General features: G+C 38.9%; 18 protein-coding genes. 2 read left to right on the top strand and 16 right to left on the bottom strand.

The window, feature by feature from the left end; all coding sequences use genetic code 11:
- Window positions 1-255: 255 nt before the first annotated feature.
- From NAF19_RS15660 to NAF19_RS15625, 8 genes are all read right to left on the bottom strand, one after another.
- Window positions 256-1,221, bottom strand: coding sequence for an AlbA family DNA-binding domain-containing protein (locus NAF19_RS15660; RefSeq protein WP_252791011.1), 966 nt, complete (start codon window positions 1,219-1,221; stop codon window positions 256-258).
- A gap of 7 nt (window positions 1,222-1,228) precedes the next feature.
- The gene (locus NAF19_RS15655; protein WP_252791010.1) at window positions 1,229-2,179 is read right to left on the bottom strand and encodes a hypothetical protein; all 951 of its coding nucleotides are present in this window, start codon (window positions 2,177-2,179) and stop codon (window positions 1,229-1,231) included.
- A 367-nt stretch (window positions 2,180-2,546) separates the two neighbouring features.
- On the bottom strand, window positions 2,547-3,497 hold the full coding sequence (locus tag NAF19_RS15650; RefSeq protein WP_252791009.1) for an HNH endonuclease: 951 nt from the start codon (window positions 3,495-3,497) through the stop codon (window positions 2,547-2,549).
- Window positions 3,490-5,415, bottom strand: coding sequence for an AAA family ATPase (locus tag NAF19_RS15645; RefSeq protein WP_252791008.1), 1,926 nt, complete (start codon window positions 5,413-5,415; stop codon window positions 3,490-3,492). The genes NAF19_RS15650 and NAF19_RS15645 overlap by 8 nt, the downstream gene beginning before the upstream one ends.
- A 342-nt stretch (window positions 5,416-5,757) precedes the next feature.
- Window positions 5,758-6,300: a hypothetical protein gene (locus NAF19_RS15640; RefSeq protein WP_252791007.1), complete on the bottom strand. Its 543-nt coding sequence runs from the start codon at window positions 6,298-6,300 to the stop codon at window positions 5,758-5,760.
- A 412-nt stretch (window positions 6,301-6,712) separates the two neighbouring features.
- Window positions 6,713-7,063: a four helix bundle protein gene (locus NAF19_RS15635; RefSeq protein WP_252791006.1), complete on the bottom strand. Its 351-nt coding sequence runs from the start codon at window positions 7,061-7,063 to the stop codon at window positions 6,713-6,715.
- A 301-nt stretch (window positions 7,064-7,364) separates the two neighbouring features.
- Complete coding sequence (locus tag NAF19_RS15630) at window positions 7,365-9,950, bottom strand: DUF4132 domain-containing protein (protein ID WP_252791005.1); 2,586 nt, start codon at window positions 9,948-9,950, stop codon at window positions 7,365-7,367.
- Between the two features lie 2 nt (window positions 9,951-9,952).
- Entirely contained in the window at window positions 9,953-10,351 is a 399-nt protein-coding gene (locus tag NAF19_RS15625) for a hypothetical protein (protein ID WP_252791004.1), read from the bottom strand.
- A gap of 544 nt (window positions 10,352-10,895) precedes the next feature.
- On the opposite strand from NAF19_RS15625, the gene NAF19_RS15620 reads away from it, so the two are divergent.
- Complete coding sequence (locus NAF19_RS15620; protein ID WP_252791003.1) at window positions 10,896-12,161, top strand: hypothetical protein; 1,266 nt, start codon at window positions 10,896-10,898, stop codon at window positions 12,159-12,161.
- A gap of 324 nt (window positions 12,162-12,485) precedes the next feature.
- On the opposite strand, the gene NAF19_RS15615 is transcribed toward NAF19_RS15620, so the two are convergent.
- From NAF19_RS15615 to NAF19_RS15595, 6 genes are all read right to left on the bottom strand, one after another.
- Entirely contained in the window at window positions 12,486-12,680 is a 195-nt protein-coding gene (locus NAF19_RS15615) for a hypothetical protein (protein ID WP_252791002.1), read from the bottom strand.
- Window positions 12,681-13,640: 960 nt separating this feature from the next.
- The gene (locus NAF19_RS15610) at window positions 13,641-14,198 is read right to left on the bottom strand and encodes a hypothetical protein (RefSeq protein ID WP_252791001.1); all 558 of its coding nucleotides are present in this window, start codon (window positions 14,196-14,198) and stop codon (window positions 13,641-13,643) included.
- A gap of 373 nt (window positions 14,199-14,571) precedes the next feature.
- Entirely contained in the window at window positions 14,572-15,117 is a 546-nt protein-coding gene (locus NAF19_RS15605) for a hypothetical protein (RefSeq protein ID WP_252791000.1), read from the bottom strand.
- Window positions 15,118-15,173: 56 nt separating this feature from the next.
- Entirely contained in the window at window positions 15,174-15,314 is a 141-nt protein-coding gene (locus NAF19_RS30800; protein WP_502213790.1) for a putative toxin, read from the bottom strand.
- 52 nt (window positions 15,315-15,366) lie between these two features.
- Window positions 15,367-15,552, bottom strand: a complete 186-nt coding sequence (locus tag NAF19_RS15600; protein WP_252790999.1) for a hypothetical protein — start codon at window positions 15,550-15,552, stop codon at window positions 15,367-15,369.
- A 287-nt stretch (window positions 15,553-15,839) separates the two neighbouring features.
- Window positions 15,840-16,136 (bottom strand): RHS repeat-associated core domain-containing protein, encoded by a 297-nt coding sequence (locus NAF19_RS15595; protein ID WP_252790998.1) that lies wholly within the window; start codon window positions 16,134-16,136, stop codon window positions 15,840-15,842.
- A 218-nt stretch (window positions 16,137-16,354) separates the two neighbouring features.
- Between NAF19_RS15595 and NAF19_RS15590 the strand changes: the two genes are divergently transcribed.
- The gene (locus NAF19_RS15590) at window positions 16,355-16,537 is read left to right on the top strand and encodes a hypothetical protein (protein WP_252790997.1); all 183 of its coding nucleotides are present in this window, start codon (window positions 16,355-16,357) and stop codon (window positions 16,535-16,537) included.
- A gap of 3 nt (window positions 16,538-16,540) precedes the next feature.
- On the opposite strand, the gene NAF19_RS15585 is transcribed toward NAF19_RS15590, so the two are convergent.
- Both NAF19_RS15585 and NAF19_RS15580 read right to left on the bottom strand, forming a co-directional pair.
- On the bottom strand, window positions 16,541-16,993 hold the full coding sequence (locus NAF19_RS15585) for a hypothetical protein (protein WP_252790996.1): 453 nt from the start codon (window positions 16,991-16,993) through the stop codon (window positions 16,541-16,543).
- Window positions 16,994-17,108: 115 nt separating this feature from the next.
- Window positions 17,109-18,448 (bottom strand): RHS repeat domain-containing protein (locus tag NAF19_RS15580; protein WP_252790995.1); only part of this gene is annotated, 1,340 nt, incomplete at its 5' end.

Raw genomic sequence — 18,448 nt, 5'->3', positions numbered from 1 at the left:
GCCTCCGGTTAATCGTGAACGCTTAATTGAAAACAATTGTGAGTGTTCATACTCTTAAATTACAAAGCCGCCCTACTTTCGTAACGCGGCTTTGTAGCCCACGCTATAGGTAACGGAAACACTTTTGAGAGCGATTGCTGCTGATTTCGACAATGAATGAAGAATATGGCCCACCCAAATACCATTTAAAGCCCGGTTTTAAAAAGGCCGGGCCTTTATGGTGTTGCCAATTAGATAGTTTATGGTTATTTAAGTTCAAATTATTGCTACCTGACCGAACTCTAATGTGCCGGTTTGGGGTTCTGCGTTATCGGCGTGTAGTGTCCAGCTTAGTACGTCCCCATCTGCAATATTTTCGATGTAAACAGGGAAAGATTTCAAGGGCATCTGCATACCGGGCAATAGTGGCTCATTTCTTGGTGGCCCATATTGTTTGGGCTTGTCCGTGTGCTCTATAGCAAAAAACATCGGTCGGTTAGCGTCCTGTATTTCGATCTCATCTCTAACCTTGTTATCAAGAGAAATTTGTATAGTCCTTTTATCTCCTTCATCGCACATTAAATCGATTATTCGCTCCGGCAGGGTTAGTACGATGTTAATATAGGTGGCATACATTTTCCCCACGTTTTCGATATAAACATTTAAAGAAAATAGCATTGGCCTTTGCTGGTGAAGCATGGGTCTATCATTCGGCGCAATCAGTATGTTGGGCTTTTTTGTAACGTCAAAATGAACTTTGATCTGAGGCGCTTTTTGCCTGGCCATGACATCGCGTATCTCGGAATCAAACATAGATTCGACACTGAAGTTGTGCCGCCTGTAATATAGTTTATCATTAGCTTGATGGGCTGTCTCACCTTTAGGTATTTTTAAAATGTAAACCACTTTATCATCTGCAATTGTCACCACATGGATTTTTATGCCATGTATGCGGGGTCTTATCCTGGCGTTTAAAATCTGTTCGAGCCATTCTTTAGTAATGGCCTTGCGGTCTACCGGGTCGATGTTGCCCGGCAAATGTCTATTGGTTCGGTCTTCGCTGATACCGTAAATCAATATACCGCCATTGGAGTTGGCAAATGCGGAAACGTCTTTAGTTGCCTCGGTGATTTTCTTATCATCCCGTTGCAATGCGGCGGCGGCTTTGTACTCTAACTCGCTATCTTCTTCTACGCCATTGGCGATTAGTTTCTTTAGATAGTCAATATCAAATGTTGCCATCAAGTTGTTAGTCTTTATTGCTAAATTGCTGTTTAGCATGATAAATATAAGCGACTTCTTTACCTGGAATTTTCGCCTCATCAGCAGCAAGATTTGCTTGCGACAAGTTCATTTGAAGTAAGTTTTTGACAACAGGAATGTATGCACCCGTTTGAAATGCAGAAAATACAGCTACTCCTGCGTTCACAATAAGTTCCAGCACAGTATTGTTGTATTTGAGTTTATGCAATTTAAAGTGCTTTATATAATCATGGTATAAATACTCATATTCATCTTTCAGATCACTTAAAGAAGTTTCGCTCTGGCTTACTTTATTTGTCCAGTTAATTAATGCTAAATATTTAATCTTAGTGTCTTCATCACTTTTAAACTCTATGATTTGTTCCCATGATGTATTAAAATCGGGTTCGGGAATATCATTCAGAAGAAATTGAATAACACTACTTTTTTTTGCCTGGCCCTTCGGTTCAAATGATCCGTTAGTTCTGACGATAGGATAAAATTCATCATCAAACTGATTACGGAGTTGAAGCGTATCAAGCCTGATCATGACGTCATGACTAAGAAAATGATGTAAATAGAATTGTTGTCTTAATTGCTCCTTTTCTTTTTCGGTCATTTCGTCGATGTTAGCCTTTGCTGCGTTTGATTGCGGCATAAGGCTTTTGAACAATTCTACTAAAAAGCTTTCCTCTCCTTCAGTCGGAGCGTCGAATTTTCCCGAAAAAAAAGGATATGTTTTTACAACATTCTTATCTAAAAGATATTGCCATGTAGCCTTTTCGTAATTATTGGATTCAGCATACTCGCTTGTCTGTTTGGGAGTAAAATTTACAATTTGACCAAGACTATTTTCATTAACATAAATATGGTCAAAAAATAGACAAAGCTTTTTTAAGGTCGGTTCGTCAACAAACTTTGTGAAAAGCATGTAAGGAAATACTGCGTGTTTAGGCATTTCAGGAGAAAAATAAGATTTAGGATAAATTTAGCACAATTGTTTAATAAAAGAAAGGCCCGCTTTCGCGGGCTGGTATTAAACAAATTTATGAAGCCGGGTATCCGGACTGGGATGTAAACGGCCGTGTACCTTGCCCGGTTAAGCAGCTCATGCTTAACTGAAAATAATTGCGGGTATTCGCGCCCGCGATGCAACAGTAAACAAAAAAAGCCGCCTTACTTTTGCAAAGTGGCTGTGTAGCCTTTAAGGGAAGAATATCGAACTGCTTTTAGAAGACTAAAAAAGGTTGGCAGTATAGCAAAAATTGTGAGTCCTGCTCAGGCTGGCAATGATGACATTATTACAGTCAGTCTAATAGCCGTGACTAAATTATCAACCCCAACTGCTTTCCTATATCATGATATAATTTTGCCAGAGGTCTTTTATGTAGCTCTATTTCTGAAACATAATTACCCATGATCATCCTGTCGATTTCATTATCGCTGAATTTTAAACCTTTCTCTTTATACGATCTTAAATATTCACGGTAGGTTTCAACATATTTTGATTTACTCAGAACAATAAGTTCTACTACATGATCCTTATGTTTATCGTATAATTCCTGGAGTTTGAACATTTTGAGATTACCATTTATTTTTTTTGAAAAAGAAAGAGCGATGCTTTGGGAATCAGTCAGTGTATTTAGAACATTTCCAGTTTTGATTTCATAACGGAATTTAAAATCCGAGTTTTTAATATCATAAGGATTCCGCACACCATAATCTATGGGATCGTTCTGGTTTTTCGCATCCAGTCCGTTGCAAATCTGGCAACTAGGAATTAGATTGTAATAGGATACGCCTAGGAAAGGATATTTACTCTTAGGCATGAAATGATCAATTTCTGGCTTTATTTTTTTCTTCTTCTCCAAAGAAAAAGTATAGGTTCGATTACAATAAACACAGGTATCCATTCCAATTCTTTCAATGAAATCCAGTTTTTTGAAGCTTTCATCATCGTACCCGCTTTTAATGAATAGATTATACAAAACTCTATTTGAATCGGAAGTGCTATCCAGAATATTTGGGATTCTCCTCCGTAATGTTTTGATGATGCCGCGGAACTTTTCAGGCCTTGCCGTTATAAGGGCTTTTAGATTTGACTCTGTCTGAAGTGTCTTTAAATACACAAGTAACACGTTATCGACATAATATTTTACGGAGTTAATCGTAACCTTTCTAGACTTAATAATATTACCTAACCTTGTCTGCAGTTGATCAGCTAATGCCAAATAGTGTATTTCGGCATTATTATCGTTATAAGATATATTAATCATTTTTTAATCTCTTTAATTCTTCCTCAAGCTCTAAAATTCTGTTTTCCTTGGAAAATTTTGAATAAAATAAGTCAAAAACTTTCATTCGGATAAAAGGTTCACCGATTATTTCAATTACACTTAGTAACTGATCTTTTACTTTCTTTGCTGCATTTTTATCTAGCTTATTTATATCCTCAATGACTTTGTTAATGACTTCATGAGAAAAAGAACCAATTGTTCCTTCCTTAAGAAAAAAGCTATCTGCTAGCAAATCATGAATGTTTCCTCCAAATGTTTTGGGACATTTTGATTTTTCGAGCATGTTGCCATTATCCGTCAGAAAAAGAATATTTGAATTAGGGATATCGGTAAGTATAAAAGGAGAATGTGTAAGAAAACTGATGTTTATACCACGAATTTTCTTTAGCCCAAGATTTTTTATCCCACTGAGAATGGTAGAGACGTATTTTCTCTGCATATCCGGGTGAGCATAAAGCTCCACCTCCTCTAAAAAAATATTGACATTTCTATAAGCGGTTCTTTTTGACGTATTTGAATAGACCGATTCGATATTTAATAAGTGGTATAACAATGAATTTGTTGAATAGGTAAGCTGCTTTTCTCCGGAACTCAATGAACTGAAAGGAATGATTTTCTTTCCATGAGTGGTTTTAAGGAAAATCTCAACATCAAAAATGGGAGGTGGAATTAAGTCTATAACTTCAATTTTTTTCTTTCGGTTTTCATTTATCCCCGATATACTTTTATCAAGGGCTATTAAATCTAAATCCCGATCTTCATATTTGAAATGTTCTTGATTCAGAAAGTTTATTGTTTGACGGAGTTTTAGGGTGATATGGCTCGGTTCCTTTAATAAATTACTAATCCATTTATCCAGTTTAACCGAATCAAATTTTTTGCCTTTTTCAAAGAATATCAGATCTTCCCTGAAATATTTGATCGCAATTCGGACCGTCTTGTAAATTAAATAATCATAAACTTCTTTATATTTCGCTTCAGGATCGTCATCATATGGAAACTTATAAACTATCGCAAGCCTTCTCAAAAACGTAACTCTCTCTTGTAATGAAAAAATATCCCCGACGGTAACGTTTACATCTACCAATTCTATTTTTCCGTCCTTATCTATCCTATCCTCTGTAATACTGTAAATTGGTGTCTTGTCAATCCCCGTCCTTTTTTTTAGCCGGATGAATTGTACCTCAGCCCCGTCCGAAAGTTTTTTCATTTCGATATTCTTATTCTGCATTGCAAGGGCTAAGTTTACGATAAGACGCGATTTGACTAAATGTTTTTCGTTATCAATCGCAATATCATTCGCTTCCCTAAACGGATTGAGTACGAGTGGTGTCTGGTAGCCATCATTTTTATGAAAAACCCCGGTCAGCCAACCACCCTCGCCAGCGAAATCGCCCAAATTATAGGCATAGTGAGAATAATTGACGGCAATCGTGTAAAAAAAATTTCTAAGATCAAAATCCTTAACGGCGTCCTTGATCATCTTAGTCTCTTTATTTCTTTTATAAAAACTTATCTGTTTCCCTTTAAGCTGACACTTATAAAATTCGCTGTCAACCTCAAAAAAAAGGTCAAGGTTTACTTTGGGAATAAAGATGAGCTTATGGCTAGGTTTCATATACACAAAAGCAATGTTATTAATCGCCCTCATAATGAGTTCAATCAAACTGCTTTTCCCGGATCCATTTTTTCCTACAATTGCTGAAATATTAACAGTCAACTGTTCAGAGGTTTTTTCATTGAAAAAAACGTCTTCAGCTAATTCATTTTCGACAGTTAATTTATCTTGAGGGTCAATTTCGTAATCGGTATAAAATCTATAAAGTTTATTGCTTTTTAATACTTTAAGGAAATTGGGATTGCAACCAATATGTGGCCGGACAGCAATAATTTTCATTGAGCGGTGATAATTGAGTGGTTTTGAATCCGAAAAATACGGATATAATTCCAATATTTTATTTATACAGTTACAGGGGATACAAAAAGGGAAAAAGTTCCCCCGCCCGGTTAAGCGTCCTCCCCCCACCTGGTCGAAGTTTAGCGCAGCGTAACTCCGACCTAAAATGTAGCAAGCATTCTGCTTGCGAAACAAATTCCATTTGGACACAAAGTCAATTGATCCAAAACGGAATACGCTTATTATAAGCTAAAACAGAAAATAAAAGGATAATATTGAATAGCTGATCATCAGCATGTTTCCTTACTTTTCGCGTGTTCCAGGTTTTCCGCTGCCCATTCACTATAATCCAGGGGCGGCGCGGGGGCTTAGCGAACCGATTATTTCGAAATAGAGGCGGGCGGCTTTTATGTCGCCGGTGCAGGCGAGCTCATAAATTTTTGACAGCACGGTCGGGGCCATATTTTTTAACTGTTCCACCCCGGACCGTAAGGCGGGTTGACTTCCACATTCCTTCAGGTGCTTGATAATGGTTTGGCGGCTCAGGCCGGTTTCGCGGGCCAGGGCGCTATGGGAGGGCATAGCGCCGGTTTCACCAACCAGCTTTTCAATGGCGCCGTTGATTTGCGAATGATTGTGTTCCCATGCTTCCTTGTTTGACCTGCCGGACAGCAGCGGCTGTATCTTGCGGGTGAACAGGTCCCGCTTTTCGCCCTCCAGGCTGTAATAGGTTTGGCTGATTTGCTCATACAGGTAGTCGGTTTCCACCTGGGTGAGGTTTTCCAGATCTTTTTTACTGATACGCGGTAAGGCCAAAACATCGTCGGCTTTTTTCTTGCCGGCGATGTAATCGTCCAGGAGGTCAAGGCTTAAGTTCGCATTCATATCTCTTTATTGTTTATGTAAAATTAAAGAAATAAATTGATGCATACAATTTATTCCGTAAATTTGAGTGGGTTTACAGGTGTAAAGCCTGTTATTTTATAATATTTTGGATATCAGTAAGTTACTACTGTGCCGGGCTATACTGTAAACCCAGCCTGTAAACCCTGAATTAAATCTCTGATTATCAGGTAATTTCAAAAGCAGCAAATTAAAAATGCTTGATAATCAGCGTGTTCCGCTATATCCAGGGTGTTCCGTGCGGAAAAATGGAACGCTTAGTGATCTGGATGTCCACACTCGCGATACACGCGTAAAAAAAAGCCGCTGTTCGTAGTTTCCTACTACGAACTACTATGCCCGGAGACTGCGTATCCTTTGCCCGTCAGAGCTGAAAACTAACGCGATAATAATTTTAACTTTCCAGATTTTTAATCATCGCAAACAGCATTTTCGAAATTTCCTCTGCCTGCTTATAAAGTGTTGTAAAAAGATCAGGGGCTAGCACACCGTCATCCTTTAATATGTCTAAAACAGCAACACATTCAAATGCCGAACATCTTGCTACAACACAAAAATTTTTCCTGTCGGCCTTACTGAACCTGCTTGTCCCTTCTGCTATGTTCAATACGATACTTAACGAGGCTCGCCTCAATTGATTTTTGGTTGTTCCATCCAATGAAGGATTGGTCAAAATCATCTTACCAACAACAGAATTAAAGGCTTTAGCTTTTTTGTAGACTTCCAGGTTTTCGAAATCGAACATGACGATAAGGCTTTGAGTGTGAACGTGAGTATAGAGATAGTTTGAGTGTGAAAGTGAGCAATGAAGAAAAGGCAGTGTGAGTGTCCCGCTCTCGCTCCCACACTCACACTGCCTTTGTAGCCCGTAGGGGAATCCAACACGATTAAAACCCTATTGACTTACAATACTTTATATGGTCCTCGATGAACTACGCACCGAATTACTAACCATTTTTTGATGCAGACTATTTACAAATCTTACGATATAAAGATACAAAACATCAGGTTTGGAAGCAAATTTATAGAAGGACTATTTTTCCATTTTAACGCTCTATTTGCCTGGTGATAGTAACATCTTTAATTTTATCATCGTCAGCTAGCAAAAGGGCTTTACTGATAATTACCGAAAGCCCGTTATCTCCCTCGAACGGCAGAAACAGATTTTCAGTTACATTTTTGGGGTTACGATCTGGCACTATGCACAGGTACTGATCGTTTGGCTCCATTAAGATATTGGTACTTCCCAAATGGATTTTATAGGTTCTTTTCTTCCCTTGAACTACTAGAAATTTATCCCTGATTTCTGCTACCTTGGCAATTTTCAAACGTGGCAGCAATCGTGTTAAAATCTCTTTACGACTTTTGGCAACCTCTGTCAAATCACCGAACGAATAGTTCTGCCAGTAATCGCCGTAGGCAGGCAAACCGCCGTTGTCGCGCCAATTAGGATCATTGCCCACACTGGCGACGCCGACAAACAGATCAACGTCACGCATTACTTCCGAAAATACTACCACTGGTATATCAATTAAGTGGACCGGGCCAGACAGTTGTGTGGAAATAAACCTTACCTGGTCCGTAGCTACATAATTGAAGATACCGCTGCTGTTAATTGCATTTTCCGCATCAACGGCGTTGGTCCAGTATTCCGCCACAAGATGAAATTCTGGTAATTTAAGACTTGCTATTCCATTGGCACCATTATCAAATTGGCCCTGTATGGTATATTTCCAACCGCGGATACTCGCCAATGAATTGAACTGATATTGCTTAAGTAAATGTCCGGCCATTCGATTACTGTATGTACGGGTATTAACCTCGGCATCGGTCAGCAGGTAAATTTCCCTGAAAGCCTGTTTAATAGGTTGCTGAATTTGCTTCACCAGGAAGAATGTTCGCCATGCCCTTACATTTTCAACTGTGGAAGTGGCCGGATGCCAAAGGAATATACTTTTTACTTCAGTTGCTTCTATTATTTGTTGCTCCTGATTTATCCATTGCCCATCTATCCAATAAGCATCAATTGTCTCGGACTTGGTCTCCATTTTCCAGATCAGCTTACGGCTGAGATAAGCTAGCAAACCGTGATTAAAATAGTATGTTTCAAAGTGTAACCATGACATCTTGCGGCCCTGTTTAAAGCTACCCTCAATTCTGTCGCGCTGGGCGCTTAAATTCACTTCAATCTGTTTAGCTATAAGTTTTATCTCTTTTAACTCACCGGCATGCTTCTCTTTAATGGCAACTGGTTCTGATTTTTGTATCGAACCATCGGCCTTTAACCAGTTGATGCTTATCTTCCCAACTTTCTCTATTCTTAAAATGGCCTTATAGTCACCAATATCAAATGCCCTTTCGCCATCAATTAATCCAAAATCATCAACGGCTAAATCCTCTATATTACCAACAGGGATGTCCCTTTCTTCAGCAGCTTGCACTAGGTATTTTTCTATGAGGTTTAAAGTACTGGCTAGTTTGATCCGAACCTTGAGTCGCGACAAATGGCTTATTCCTTCCAGCCCTTCTATTTTATATAATGTGAACAAACAGGCATTGCCAATTGCTGTGGAGGTTTGGCCTTGACCGGGAATTTTACGATAAGATCTGTCAGCCAATAGCGCAATACGATTGATCAACGAAGCGTCTTTTGATAGCGCACAGAGCCAAATCAAACCCTTTAGACACTCTGTCGCTGGCGGCGATATGAACTCGTATGATATTACAATATAAGTATGATTGCCAACCGTTTGCGGATTGCGTTTCTCCCGCTCTTTCAAGCTAATTAAATAATCAAGCCACGGTACCAATGTTCGCTTAAACCGATCTCCAAGTTGGGTTATGATGGCGTCACCTTCGTCAAGGTATCTTTTGGATGGCTTTGCACCACTCGCCTTTTTGCATATGGTAAAAAGCTGGTACCAGAGAGCTTTTTCGTCAGCGGGTAATAAGGCGATGCTTGTGTTTGCTAAAATGGGGAAATCATCATCGCCTGGAAAAAGGACTGTCCTTAGCGACTCACTATTTTGCGGAGGGAATAATATATGGTTAACTTGTTCCTTAAGCTTGGCACGCTCCAACTCTGCACAAAAGTCATCTGAACTCTTCAGTTTACTAAGTAATGCGGCTAAAACAACTTGCAGGCTTTCGGGCAGCGGCAGCACGTCATGTTTCTTTTGTAATTGATTTAATATAGCTTTTAAAGGGACCTTTACGTAGCTGTTTTTCTTGCTATATAAGATGGCAGTATTGATGATGATCTCAAAATCGTCATCTTCCATATCAATTCTTGTTTTAAACAAATGGTTTAGAAATGCCTGGCAGACATTTACACGCTGGTAATCACGGTCAGCCGATGACATCGATCTATGCGAAACATAGAAGTTATGAATTCTTTTAACCAGGTAAACGATAAATGAAACCTTTACTTTATCATTAAGACTAAGGACATCATCTTTAAAGGCTATGGATTCAGCTGCCTTAAAATCCCACCACCATTTATTTACTCCAAATTCAGCCCAAGAGTTATATACAAGTTTATCAAAAAGTTTGTCGTTAGAGGTGTCTTCTACCAGAGCAACACTTGAAGCGCTTTTGGTTAGGAACTGTTTCAGAAAATTGACTATACCCATGATCAGCCTCCTACAAGAGGTGTTAATTTTACAAAACTTACAACACTTTTTTTGTCCACAATAGCCTCCTCGTCCAATGACTCGGCTTGCTTATTGTCAATCAGCACAAAAAAACCATTTTTCTGAAAAGCATCAAGTGCAGTGTAAAGCTGTTTTTCCGCATCCACTTTTTTTGCCGGTTTCAACCGAAAGCCATTTAAAGCAATTTCGGCATCCTTTGGTTGAACCAGCCCATTGAATACCTGGGGCATCCGATTGTTATAATCTTCCACTTCGGCATAAACCCTGGCTGCAATAATATCTTTCACGGTTAAACGCTCACTGGAAACCACTATGCTGATCTCATTTAATATTTTTCCTGCAAAAGTTTCGTCGGTTATTTTGAGACTAATTGTATTCATTAGGTTTAGATTTTTAAATATTTGAATTTATACTATTTCTTTTTTAATTCAATGGCATATCGTAAATTATTAATGAATTGATCGAATATTTACAATAGTTCGAAAATTCGCAATTTAGGATTTAACAGGCAGGTACAAAGCATAAAAAAAAGGGAAAAGTTATCTTTTGATAGCCTTTCCCCTTTAGTGGTCGCCGACGAGAATCGAACTGCATTCCCAAATCGCTGACTTTCAATATTTTACTACGGCTTAAATTCTGTACTCACCGAATTACTCACCGCTTTTTTGATACAGATTAATTGCAAATCTTAGGATATAAAGATAGGTGATTCATGTGATTTTCACAACGAAAAAAGGTCCAAAAATCAATCATTTGTGAATTGAAACACGATAAACGATGCTTTATTAATTACTATATTGGCACTTTTAATAGTAAGGTGAACTTACTTGACGGACAGCTTACTGGTTCGGCGTTCACAACGACCTTAAAGTGAGTGATATAAAATCCGAATATTAACTTTTATATAAACTGAAAATTAATACAATGGTTAAAGCCTCTGCCCTGTATATCGTTATCATTATCACGCTGGTTATCGCGTTGCTTTGCTCGGCAATTATAGTATCAGCCTATTTTTACAAATTAGAGTATCAAAAAAAATTCAGGTATAGCCAACTCCATAGTAACTTAAATTCAGGAATTAATATCCTGCTTGCCAGCACAGATGCATCATTTACCAGTCAAAAAACGGTTAGTCTTTTTAGCAGCGATGCTGACTCCGTTTCATTACAAAAGATCGACTGGGGAATATATGAAGCCGGTGTTGTAAAAGCCTTTATTCAAAAAGATACACTCTACAAATCGTTTTCATTTGCCTCTAAAATCGACTCAGCCAAGTGGACCGCGCTTTATTTGATTGACCAGGACAGACCGTTTTCATTAAGTGGCAAAACTACCATCCGCGGCGATGCCTATATCCCTAAAGCCGGCGTCCAGGCCGCATATATTGATGGCAAGGCATATGAGGGTGATAAACGATTTATAATTGGTAAAAAACACGATAGTAAGCGATTGCTGCCATTACTTGATGAAAGCAAGTTAAAGTCATTCGAAGAATATTTCACCAATACTGTCGGGGGTGATACTGTTTTAATGGCAAAAGACTCGCTGCAAAACTCATTTTTACGCCCTACACATGTAGTCAATTTTAAAAAGACTCCCAAAATCATAAGTAACCTGCGCATCAATGGAAATATCGTACTATTTTCTGACACGACAATAACTGTTGATAGTACTGTTGTCCTGAAAAATGTGCAGATTTACGCAAGGGCTATAATTGTTAAGTCCGGTTTTCATGGCACATGTCAACTTTTTGCCACTGACTCAATAAGAGTTGAGGCCCGCTGTGCGTTTGGTTACCCTTCCAGTCTTGGTGTTTTGCGTTTTCATTCATCAGCGACAAGCTCGCCGATTAGAATTAACGTGGGGCAAAACACGAGCTTTTGGGGTGCTATTTTCACATACGACAAAACGGGATCTCAAATGGCTCCATTTATCACTTTACAAAAAAACACAAAAATTACAGGTCAAGTTTATTCGCAGGGGATACTTGAGTTGCAGGATAATACCGAAATAGATGGAAGCGTATTTACAAGCCGGTTTATTTATAGGAATACAACTACTTTATTTGAGAATTACCTGATAAACTGCACTATCGACTCCCGGGCATTGTCGCCTTATTATTTAACGGGTTCTCTTTTTCCGGTGAGTAGTAAAAGGAAAGAGGTTTTGCAGTGGTTGGAGGGGAATTGAATATAGGGTGCGGGCACCCTGACTTAGCTAGACACTAATGTTCCTTCCTTTAGGCTAGCGCTAGAAACACCTTAGGAAAAAAGGAAGCAGTTTGTGGTTAAAACGGTCAATGAAGATATGTACCCGCATAGATTGAGCGTTGCAGACTTTTTATGTATAGTAGTGATTGAGCGCTCAGATTGTAAAAAAACGGCTTCTATATAGTCGATCCGCAGGTAGAATATCCACGGATCGACCGGATTTAAAATCTATTTCGAACTTCCAATTGTCCACCGGCAAAATCAAAACTATAGATTATTAAGTTTCTTCATAGGCGGTTATTCATTAGCTTATAATATTACGGCGCGGCCTCGTATCCGAATGCTTTATTTTTAGTATCCCAATTAAATAATTATTATCATCTGAAAATGATTTGCCTTTGCTGTCTACAAACTCAATGGTAAACCAATCTTCATTAGCCGTTGGTTTCTTTCCTAATTTAAACCCATAATAACCTTTGGGTTCATTTTTAAGTTCCAACTTACCCTTTGAATTAAAACGTCCCCTGGAGTTGATTCGGTAAAGTGTGTCTAATTTTAAAATTGCGATTCGCCGGAGGCACTGATCCTTGCACAATAAGAACTTCAAATCATCCTTATATTACCAAGTATGCAAAAATTGCTACCCCGCAAAAAACGATAATATTAAGAAAAAAACAATAGTGAGACTTCTTACAATTTCGCGATCCTCATACATAAACGACTCGTATTGCAATTCATTAAATGCCAAAAAAGGAATCGCGCATTTGCAAATGAATTTGAAGAAACGAAACTTAACCTCGCTCATCTTCCTGAAGGAAATCTCCTGCTCGATCATCCTTTTTTGAACGATATCGGTGGAACATAAATATTCTAAGATCAACTCCAAATTCGTATGAACTGAAATGTTTTCTTTTCCCATTTTTTTAATTATTTCAATACGTCCCCTGAACCGATGCAATAACCAATTGGTCCCCCAATAAGCCTTCCGAGTAGAACAGATAAAGGCGCAAAAGGTCTGCCTAACAATCCCTTTTCACGTCCTAAAAAAGTTCACACTTAATACTTTACACTGTTCCAAATGCTAAATATATGTAATAGCTGATGATAAAAGGCTGTGTAATTGATGTTTTTAGAATTGACGACATAATTAATTTAATCAACGTGTGCCAGTTTTTGATTTGATTAAAATTAGTGCTCTTACCTGTTTACTGAATAATGTGGCAGCACTTTATAAACAACTTAGCCCGGCGATTAGCGATTCCATGCGGTATTTAGCAGATTTCTCTGTTACACCATGATCCGACGCTTTTTTAGTTTAGTCACCAGCGCGAGGCCAGGTCTTGAATAAAATAAGCCCGCTTCGTAGTAAAGCGCGCTATCAATCATCAAACCACAAGGCTAGAGCTTTGCCGTAGCGAAAAAATCATTTGCAGTAGCGGCCTATTCTGAAATTTAAAAATTAAGGCGTTAATAATTTTTGAATTGTATCTGGTGAATGGATTTCGACTGTTTTAAATGAATCTGACTTTAAAACATTTCGCGTTCCGGGTTCTTTAAAGGATATATACACTAAAGAATAGTTGCCTCGTGTTAGGAAATCCATAATATCTTGATTAGAATATTTCTCATCGCGATTATTCTTTAATATCGACCGCAGCTTGTCTACCGACAAAAACAATAAGAGATTAGTAGATTGACCGCTCTTAATTTTTTTCCCTTCGTCTCCTCCGCTCGCTTTAAGTTTAACGGCTTCGGAATAAAATTCGTTGCTGATTAAAAAAAAACCAGAATCCTCCAGCGTTCCTCCATTACTTTTTTTATTCAGTACTATATCTTTGTCGGTTCCATTAACTACCTGGAGATAAAAAAGAATAGTTTCTTCGTCAACAGGATATTTATAGTTTTGAATAAAAACATTTTTAAATGTTATGGATAAATGATTTTTATTACACCCAAAATAGGGGATTGCAATGAAAAGATAGAATAATAAAAATGACTTTTTATCTCTTAATTTCATTTTTTTATCTCTTAATTTCATTATAGTGATCCAGTATAAAATTTTTAAATGCGTAGGTGGTTCCGGCCATGAACTGGCTCTAAGTTGAGCCTCGAATATCCCCAGATGGTCGGCATTTCGCAGGTTTTTTATTCCATGATATTGAAGTTCATGCCCCCCAATCCATTCTGAAGATTTTCAACAGTAATATAAAGTATTGTCAATTGTTCCTTACCTGCCGCATCTTTTAAATTATCCGATCTTCTTTAAGGCTATCTGCGCTTCCTTTTTTATTAATGCATTTGAATCATTGAAAAGCATACTAATTTTTTCTTTTGCTTTCTTTGATTTAGGTTTCCCTAATGCCTCCAAGGCATACACGGCTACCTCTTCGTCACTGAGCAGCTTTATTAAAACATTTTTCGCTTTTTTTTGATTTTATCTTTCCTAAAGCTAAAACAAACCGATGCCTTGACATCCCATTTTTCTTATCTTCAACTATTGGTAAAATACTTTCAATATCGTTTGGGGTTATTATAAACCAAATTGCATTGCCGATTGCCCAACGTAAACTGTCATTCTCTTTATCTTTTGGAACTTTATTATATTCTGCAATTAAAGTAGCGTTTGCTTTGCCTCTGGCCTCTTTTACCGTTAATGCTCGCACAATCCCTTGCTTATTTCTATAATGATATTGTTTTGACAGATGTGTTATTAATATGTTTATAGCGTCCGGATAGGGTTCTGATGCGTTAACCAAATCCCAAGGGTCAGTATATTTTACCTCTGCCTCTTTTAACTCTTTAGATAAATCTTTTATTTCTCTTTTTAACTCTTCCGTAAAAAGATTTCTTAATTTTTCTTTCTCTTCTATTTCTACATTTGATTTTATAGGTTTTCTTAACAGCTTAAGAAATTTTAATTCTAGTTCAGATTTCATTTTTTTGGGGTTTTATAAGCCTGGAATTGTTTTTTGAATTATGCTTCCATTATTTATCATTTGTTGTAATGGCCCTGAAAAGTTTTATTAGATTTTGTATGTAAAATCATACCCCAACCACTGCCTTGCGAATATTGGTAAAAATCTCTCAATTGCTCTGTAAAACTTTGATGGGCAACATTTTTAACTTCTTCTATAGCTGTTAGTCTATCTGGAAACCTTCTTCAGCCTGCTACTTGAATAGCTGTTTTAGGCCCAGCTATTCCTACAGCGTCTTCTCCTGCTATCCCTGCGGTTCTTACTGCAGCCATTCCTTCTCAGCTTCCACGCTACCACCGCTGTGGCCACTGCCAAAGCAGCATCATACTCAATATAAACAGGTTCAAAGGCCCCGGACCCTTTAGTATAACCCGTATACTTATCATAGTCGCCCATATGCAAATGACTTTCATATTCGTACCTTACGGCTTTATCTAGGCCGTTATTTATCCATTGATTTAATTGAGATCCCTTACCATAATTAACTACTGCGGCAACCCCAATCGTTCACCTTTATATTCTGCATCCCTAGTATAATAATATTGTTTGTAATTAATATTATCGGGATTATCATTTTGACGTATTTGTCCTCCGCCGTGCCATATGCCGCCCAAAAAGCTCCGAACCACGTGTCATATCCACCTGTCGGATCACTACTGCTAATCGGGTTATTCCCCCATCCCTTAATATGGTGATGCGTGCTGACCTGCAGGGTCAGTTGATAACCACCTTCCAATCTTACTATCATACATCTTCAACTGGAATTTGTTCAGGCCGGGTACCGGGTCCTTTTCAGAGTAGGCTCCCTGGTAATCATACCGGTAAGTAGTTCCGCCGCTTCGGGCGATGCTGCCATATGGATGGTAGTCATTATAGGTATATACATCCGCCTGAGCGCTTACCTTGGTGCGGTTCAGCGCTACCCGCACGCTGCCAACATTATCCCTTATGTCGGATACGTAACTACCGCTAGATTTCATATAAGTGCCCAGCCTTTCACTGGCATACACCGGTACTTCCGCCAGCGCCGGCGTGCAAACTCACCCACATGACACTGCCTGATCTGCTTCCTGTTCGTCAGGCCAGAGATTTACCGCCGGCTTCCTTCAGATTTCTCCTCGCGAAGGACACCCTTGCCTTGCCTTATCGCTTCCACTATCAAAGCGCGTTCGGGACTTCAACCCTATAGTTTGCCCCCATGCCGAGCGCACATAAAATAGCCCGCTTTGTTAGTAAAGCGGGCTATTGGAATGTTGTTAAGAACTCTGGCTACCTATCAGCGGACCACAAGGCTGGAGCCTGCGGCAGCGAAAAACGTTTGGAGCAGCATGGGGCGGAATACTCGCGCCTGAGGAGGCATTTCATCTTCATTGAATACTAAACGCTATTTCACGAGCTGCTCATCAAAGCAGTCGACTTTGAAATTTGCATCCTTAATTCCTTGGTACTTGAAGAAATCTTTGTTATTCACAGAATCGTTGACATATATAAGCTTATAGTCATTTGAGGTTAAAAAGTCCTTGATTAATGCACGGGGTGGCTTGTCGTGCTTATCAAATTGTTTTATTATGGATCCAACGGTGGCTATTAAAGAAATGTAGCCGGCTTTATTTTTTGGAACGTTAACCAACTTATACATTTCAGAGGCCTGCAGCCTAACAGCACCTGAATCGAACCGATTGCTAAGTAAATAAAAGCCAGTATAACCATAATTTGGAAAATCATTGCTTATAAATTGCACCGTATCGCTTGTTTCGTTTGTTAAACGGATATGAAAGACAATATAGCCATCTAGTTGGTCCGTATGGCAATTGATATCAACGCTCCGCAGATCCATAGTTACTACGCTCTTGTTTTTACAGCTCGAAATAAAACACAAAATAATAAAAACCGCGATTAAACATAGCTTCGTTTTAACATAATTCTTTGAAGCCGACAATTTTATAAAAAAATTATTTTGACTCATTATAGGCATTTCTTAAATATTTTTGAAACTCTGGAGTTGTACTGTGAAAATATATACTATGAAAAATTTGTTGTCTAAAAATCTCCTCATGATGACTGTTATCTAATCTGAGTACGCCATGCCAATGGTATTCATGTTCCCCAAGGCCGCTTTGAACGTTTTCAACGGTATTGAAATAGAAGTTCACTGCGTTGTCTAAATGTACAGTTATATTTTCTTTTCCACTTTCATTATAATTATTCGCTGAACTCGCGATAGCCAATTGCATAATCGGATCGTTATAACTTCCAACATCAATATTATTTTCATTTTTTTCATAGCGATATCTGATTGAGATTGCAGCATTATAAATGCGGCTTTTGTCGAAACCGCTTTTTTGAAGGATGTCGGTGAATGAGTTGCTGAGTGCCTGTAAGGTTATTCCTGAGAATGAAAATATTGACGGATTATTATTTATTGAATTAACAGAAGGCTTTTCCGCCATGGTTTCGGCAAAAGCGTGTGCAATTTTAATTCCTCCGTTATTTGATAATATATTGTAGGCACTCTTATCCATATATAAAAGATCGCCTGTAAATCCTTGATCATCAACGCCCAAAAATTCACCTGTAACCCGATCGTAAATCGGACTGTTAACGTCCTCGCCGCCACTAGGATCACTCTTAACAACCGGGTTATTGCCCATACCTTCATAAGGTGATGCGTGCTGACCTGCGGGATCAGTTGATAACCACCTTCCAATCTTACTGTCATACATGCGCAATTGGAAGTTGTTCAGGCCGGTTACAGGATCTTTTTCCGCATAAGCACCCTGGTAATCATACCGGTAAGTAGCTCCGCCGCTTCGGGCGATGCTGCCATATGGATAGTAGTCATTGTAGGTATATACATCCGCCTGCCCGCTTACCTTGGTCCGGTTCAGTGCAACCCTTACGCTGCCGACATTGTCACGGATCTCGTATATGTAACTACCGCCAGGTTTCATATAAGTGCCCAGCCTTTCACTGGCATACACTGGAACTTCCGCCTGCGCCGGCGTAGGCGCTGCCGTCGTGGCTGTATAAATAGCCAGGACATTGCCTGAGCCGTCGTATAAGTAATAAGTGGTACCGTTTGCATTTACCATCTTTATCCGGTTACCATATTCATCATAAGTATAGGACGTAATTAAATTTGGCGCTGTCATTGCCGCATCGCTGTACATTGCCGTTACCTTGCCCGTTACATCATATTGCAGGTAATACTTCGGTGCGGTTGTGCCGGTCTGCAGTTCGCTTTTCAACCGGCCGATCTCGTCATAAGAATAGCTGGCATAGGCGGTCGGCG

The sequence above is a fragment of the Mucilaginibacter flavidus genome (genome assembly GCF_024055575.1).
GTDB lineage: Bacteria > Bacteroidota > Bacteroidia > Sphingobacteriales > Sphingobacteriaceae > Mucilaginibacter > Mucilaginibacter flavidus.
Note: the sequence above shows the minus strand (reverse complement) of the source record. Positions and strands in the feature narration are given on the sequence as shown.

Excerpts from the sequence above, each read along its gene's own strand:
- NAF19_RS15590 (WP_252790997.1), top strand. The coding sequence starts at position 16,355 with ATGCCGAGCGCACATAAAATAGCCCGCTTTGTTAGTAAAGCGGGCTAT.
- NAF19_RS15610 (WP_252791001.1), bottom strand. The coding sequence starts at position 14,198 with ATGAAATTAAGAGATAAAAAGTCATTTTTATTATTCTATCTTTTCATT.
- NAF19_RS15650 (WP_252791009.1), bottom strand. The coding sequence starts at position 3,497 with ATGATTAATATATCTTATAACGATAATAATGCCGAAATACACTATTTG.
- NAF19_RS15655 (WP_252791010.1), bottom strand. The coding sequence starts at position 2,179 with ATGCCTAAACACGCAGTATTTCCTTACATGCTTTTCACAAAGTTTGTT.
- NAF19_RS15625 (WP_252791004.1), bottom strand. The coding sequence starts at position 10,351 with ATGAATACAATTAGTCTCAAAATAACCGACGAAACTTTTGCAGGAAAA.
- NAF19_RS15585 (WP_252790996.1), bottom strand. The coding sequence starts at position 16,993 with ATGGATCTGCGGAGCGTTGATATCAATTGCCATACGGACCAACTAGAT.
- NAF19_RS15630 (WP_252791005.1), bottom strand. The coding sequence starts at position 9,950 with ATGGGTATAGTCAATTTTCTGAAACAGTTCCTAACCAAAAGCGCTTCA.
- NAF19_RS15635 (WP_252791006.1), bottom strand. The coding sequence starts at position 7,063 with ATGTTCGATTTCGAAAACCTGGAAGTCTACAAAAAAGCTAAAGCCTTT.
- NAF19_RS15600 (WP_252790999.1), bottom strand. The coding sequence starts at position 15,552 with ATGGGCGACTATGATAAGTATACGGGTTATACTAAAGGGTCCGGGGCC.
- NAF19_RS15620 (WP_252791003.1), top strand. The coding sequence starts at position 10,896 with ATGGTTAAAGCCTCTGCCCTGTATATCGTTATCATTATCACGCTGGTT.
- NAF19_RS15645 (WP_252791008.1), bottom strand. The coding sequence starts at position 5,415 with ATGAAAATTATTGCTGTCCGGCCACATATTGGTTGCAATCCCAATTTC.
- NAF19_RS15660 (WP_252791011.1), bottom strand. The coding sequence starts at position 1,221 with ATGGCAACATTTGATATTGACTATCTAAAGAAACTAATCGCCAATGGC.
- NAF19_RS15595 (WP_252790998.1), bottom strand. The coding sequence starts at position 16,136 with ATGAAATCTAGCGGTAGTTACGTATCCGACATAAGGGATAATGTTGGC.
- NAF19_RS15605 (WP_252791000.1), bottom strand. The coding sequence starts at position 15,117 with ATGAAATCTGAACTAGAATTAAAATTTCTTAAGCTGTTAAGAAAACCT.
- NAF19_RS15640 (WP_252791007.1), bottom strand. The coding sequence starts at position 6,300 with ATGAATGCGAACTTAAGCCTTGACCTCCTGGACGATTACATCGCCGGC.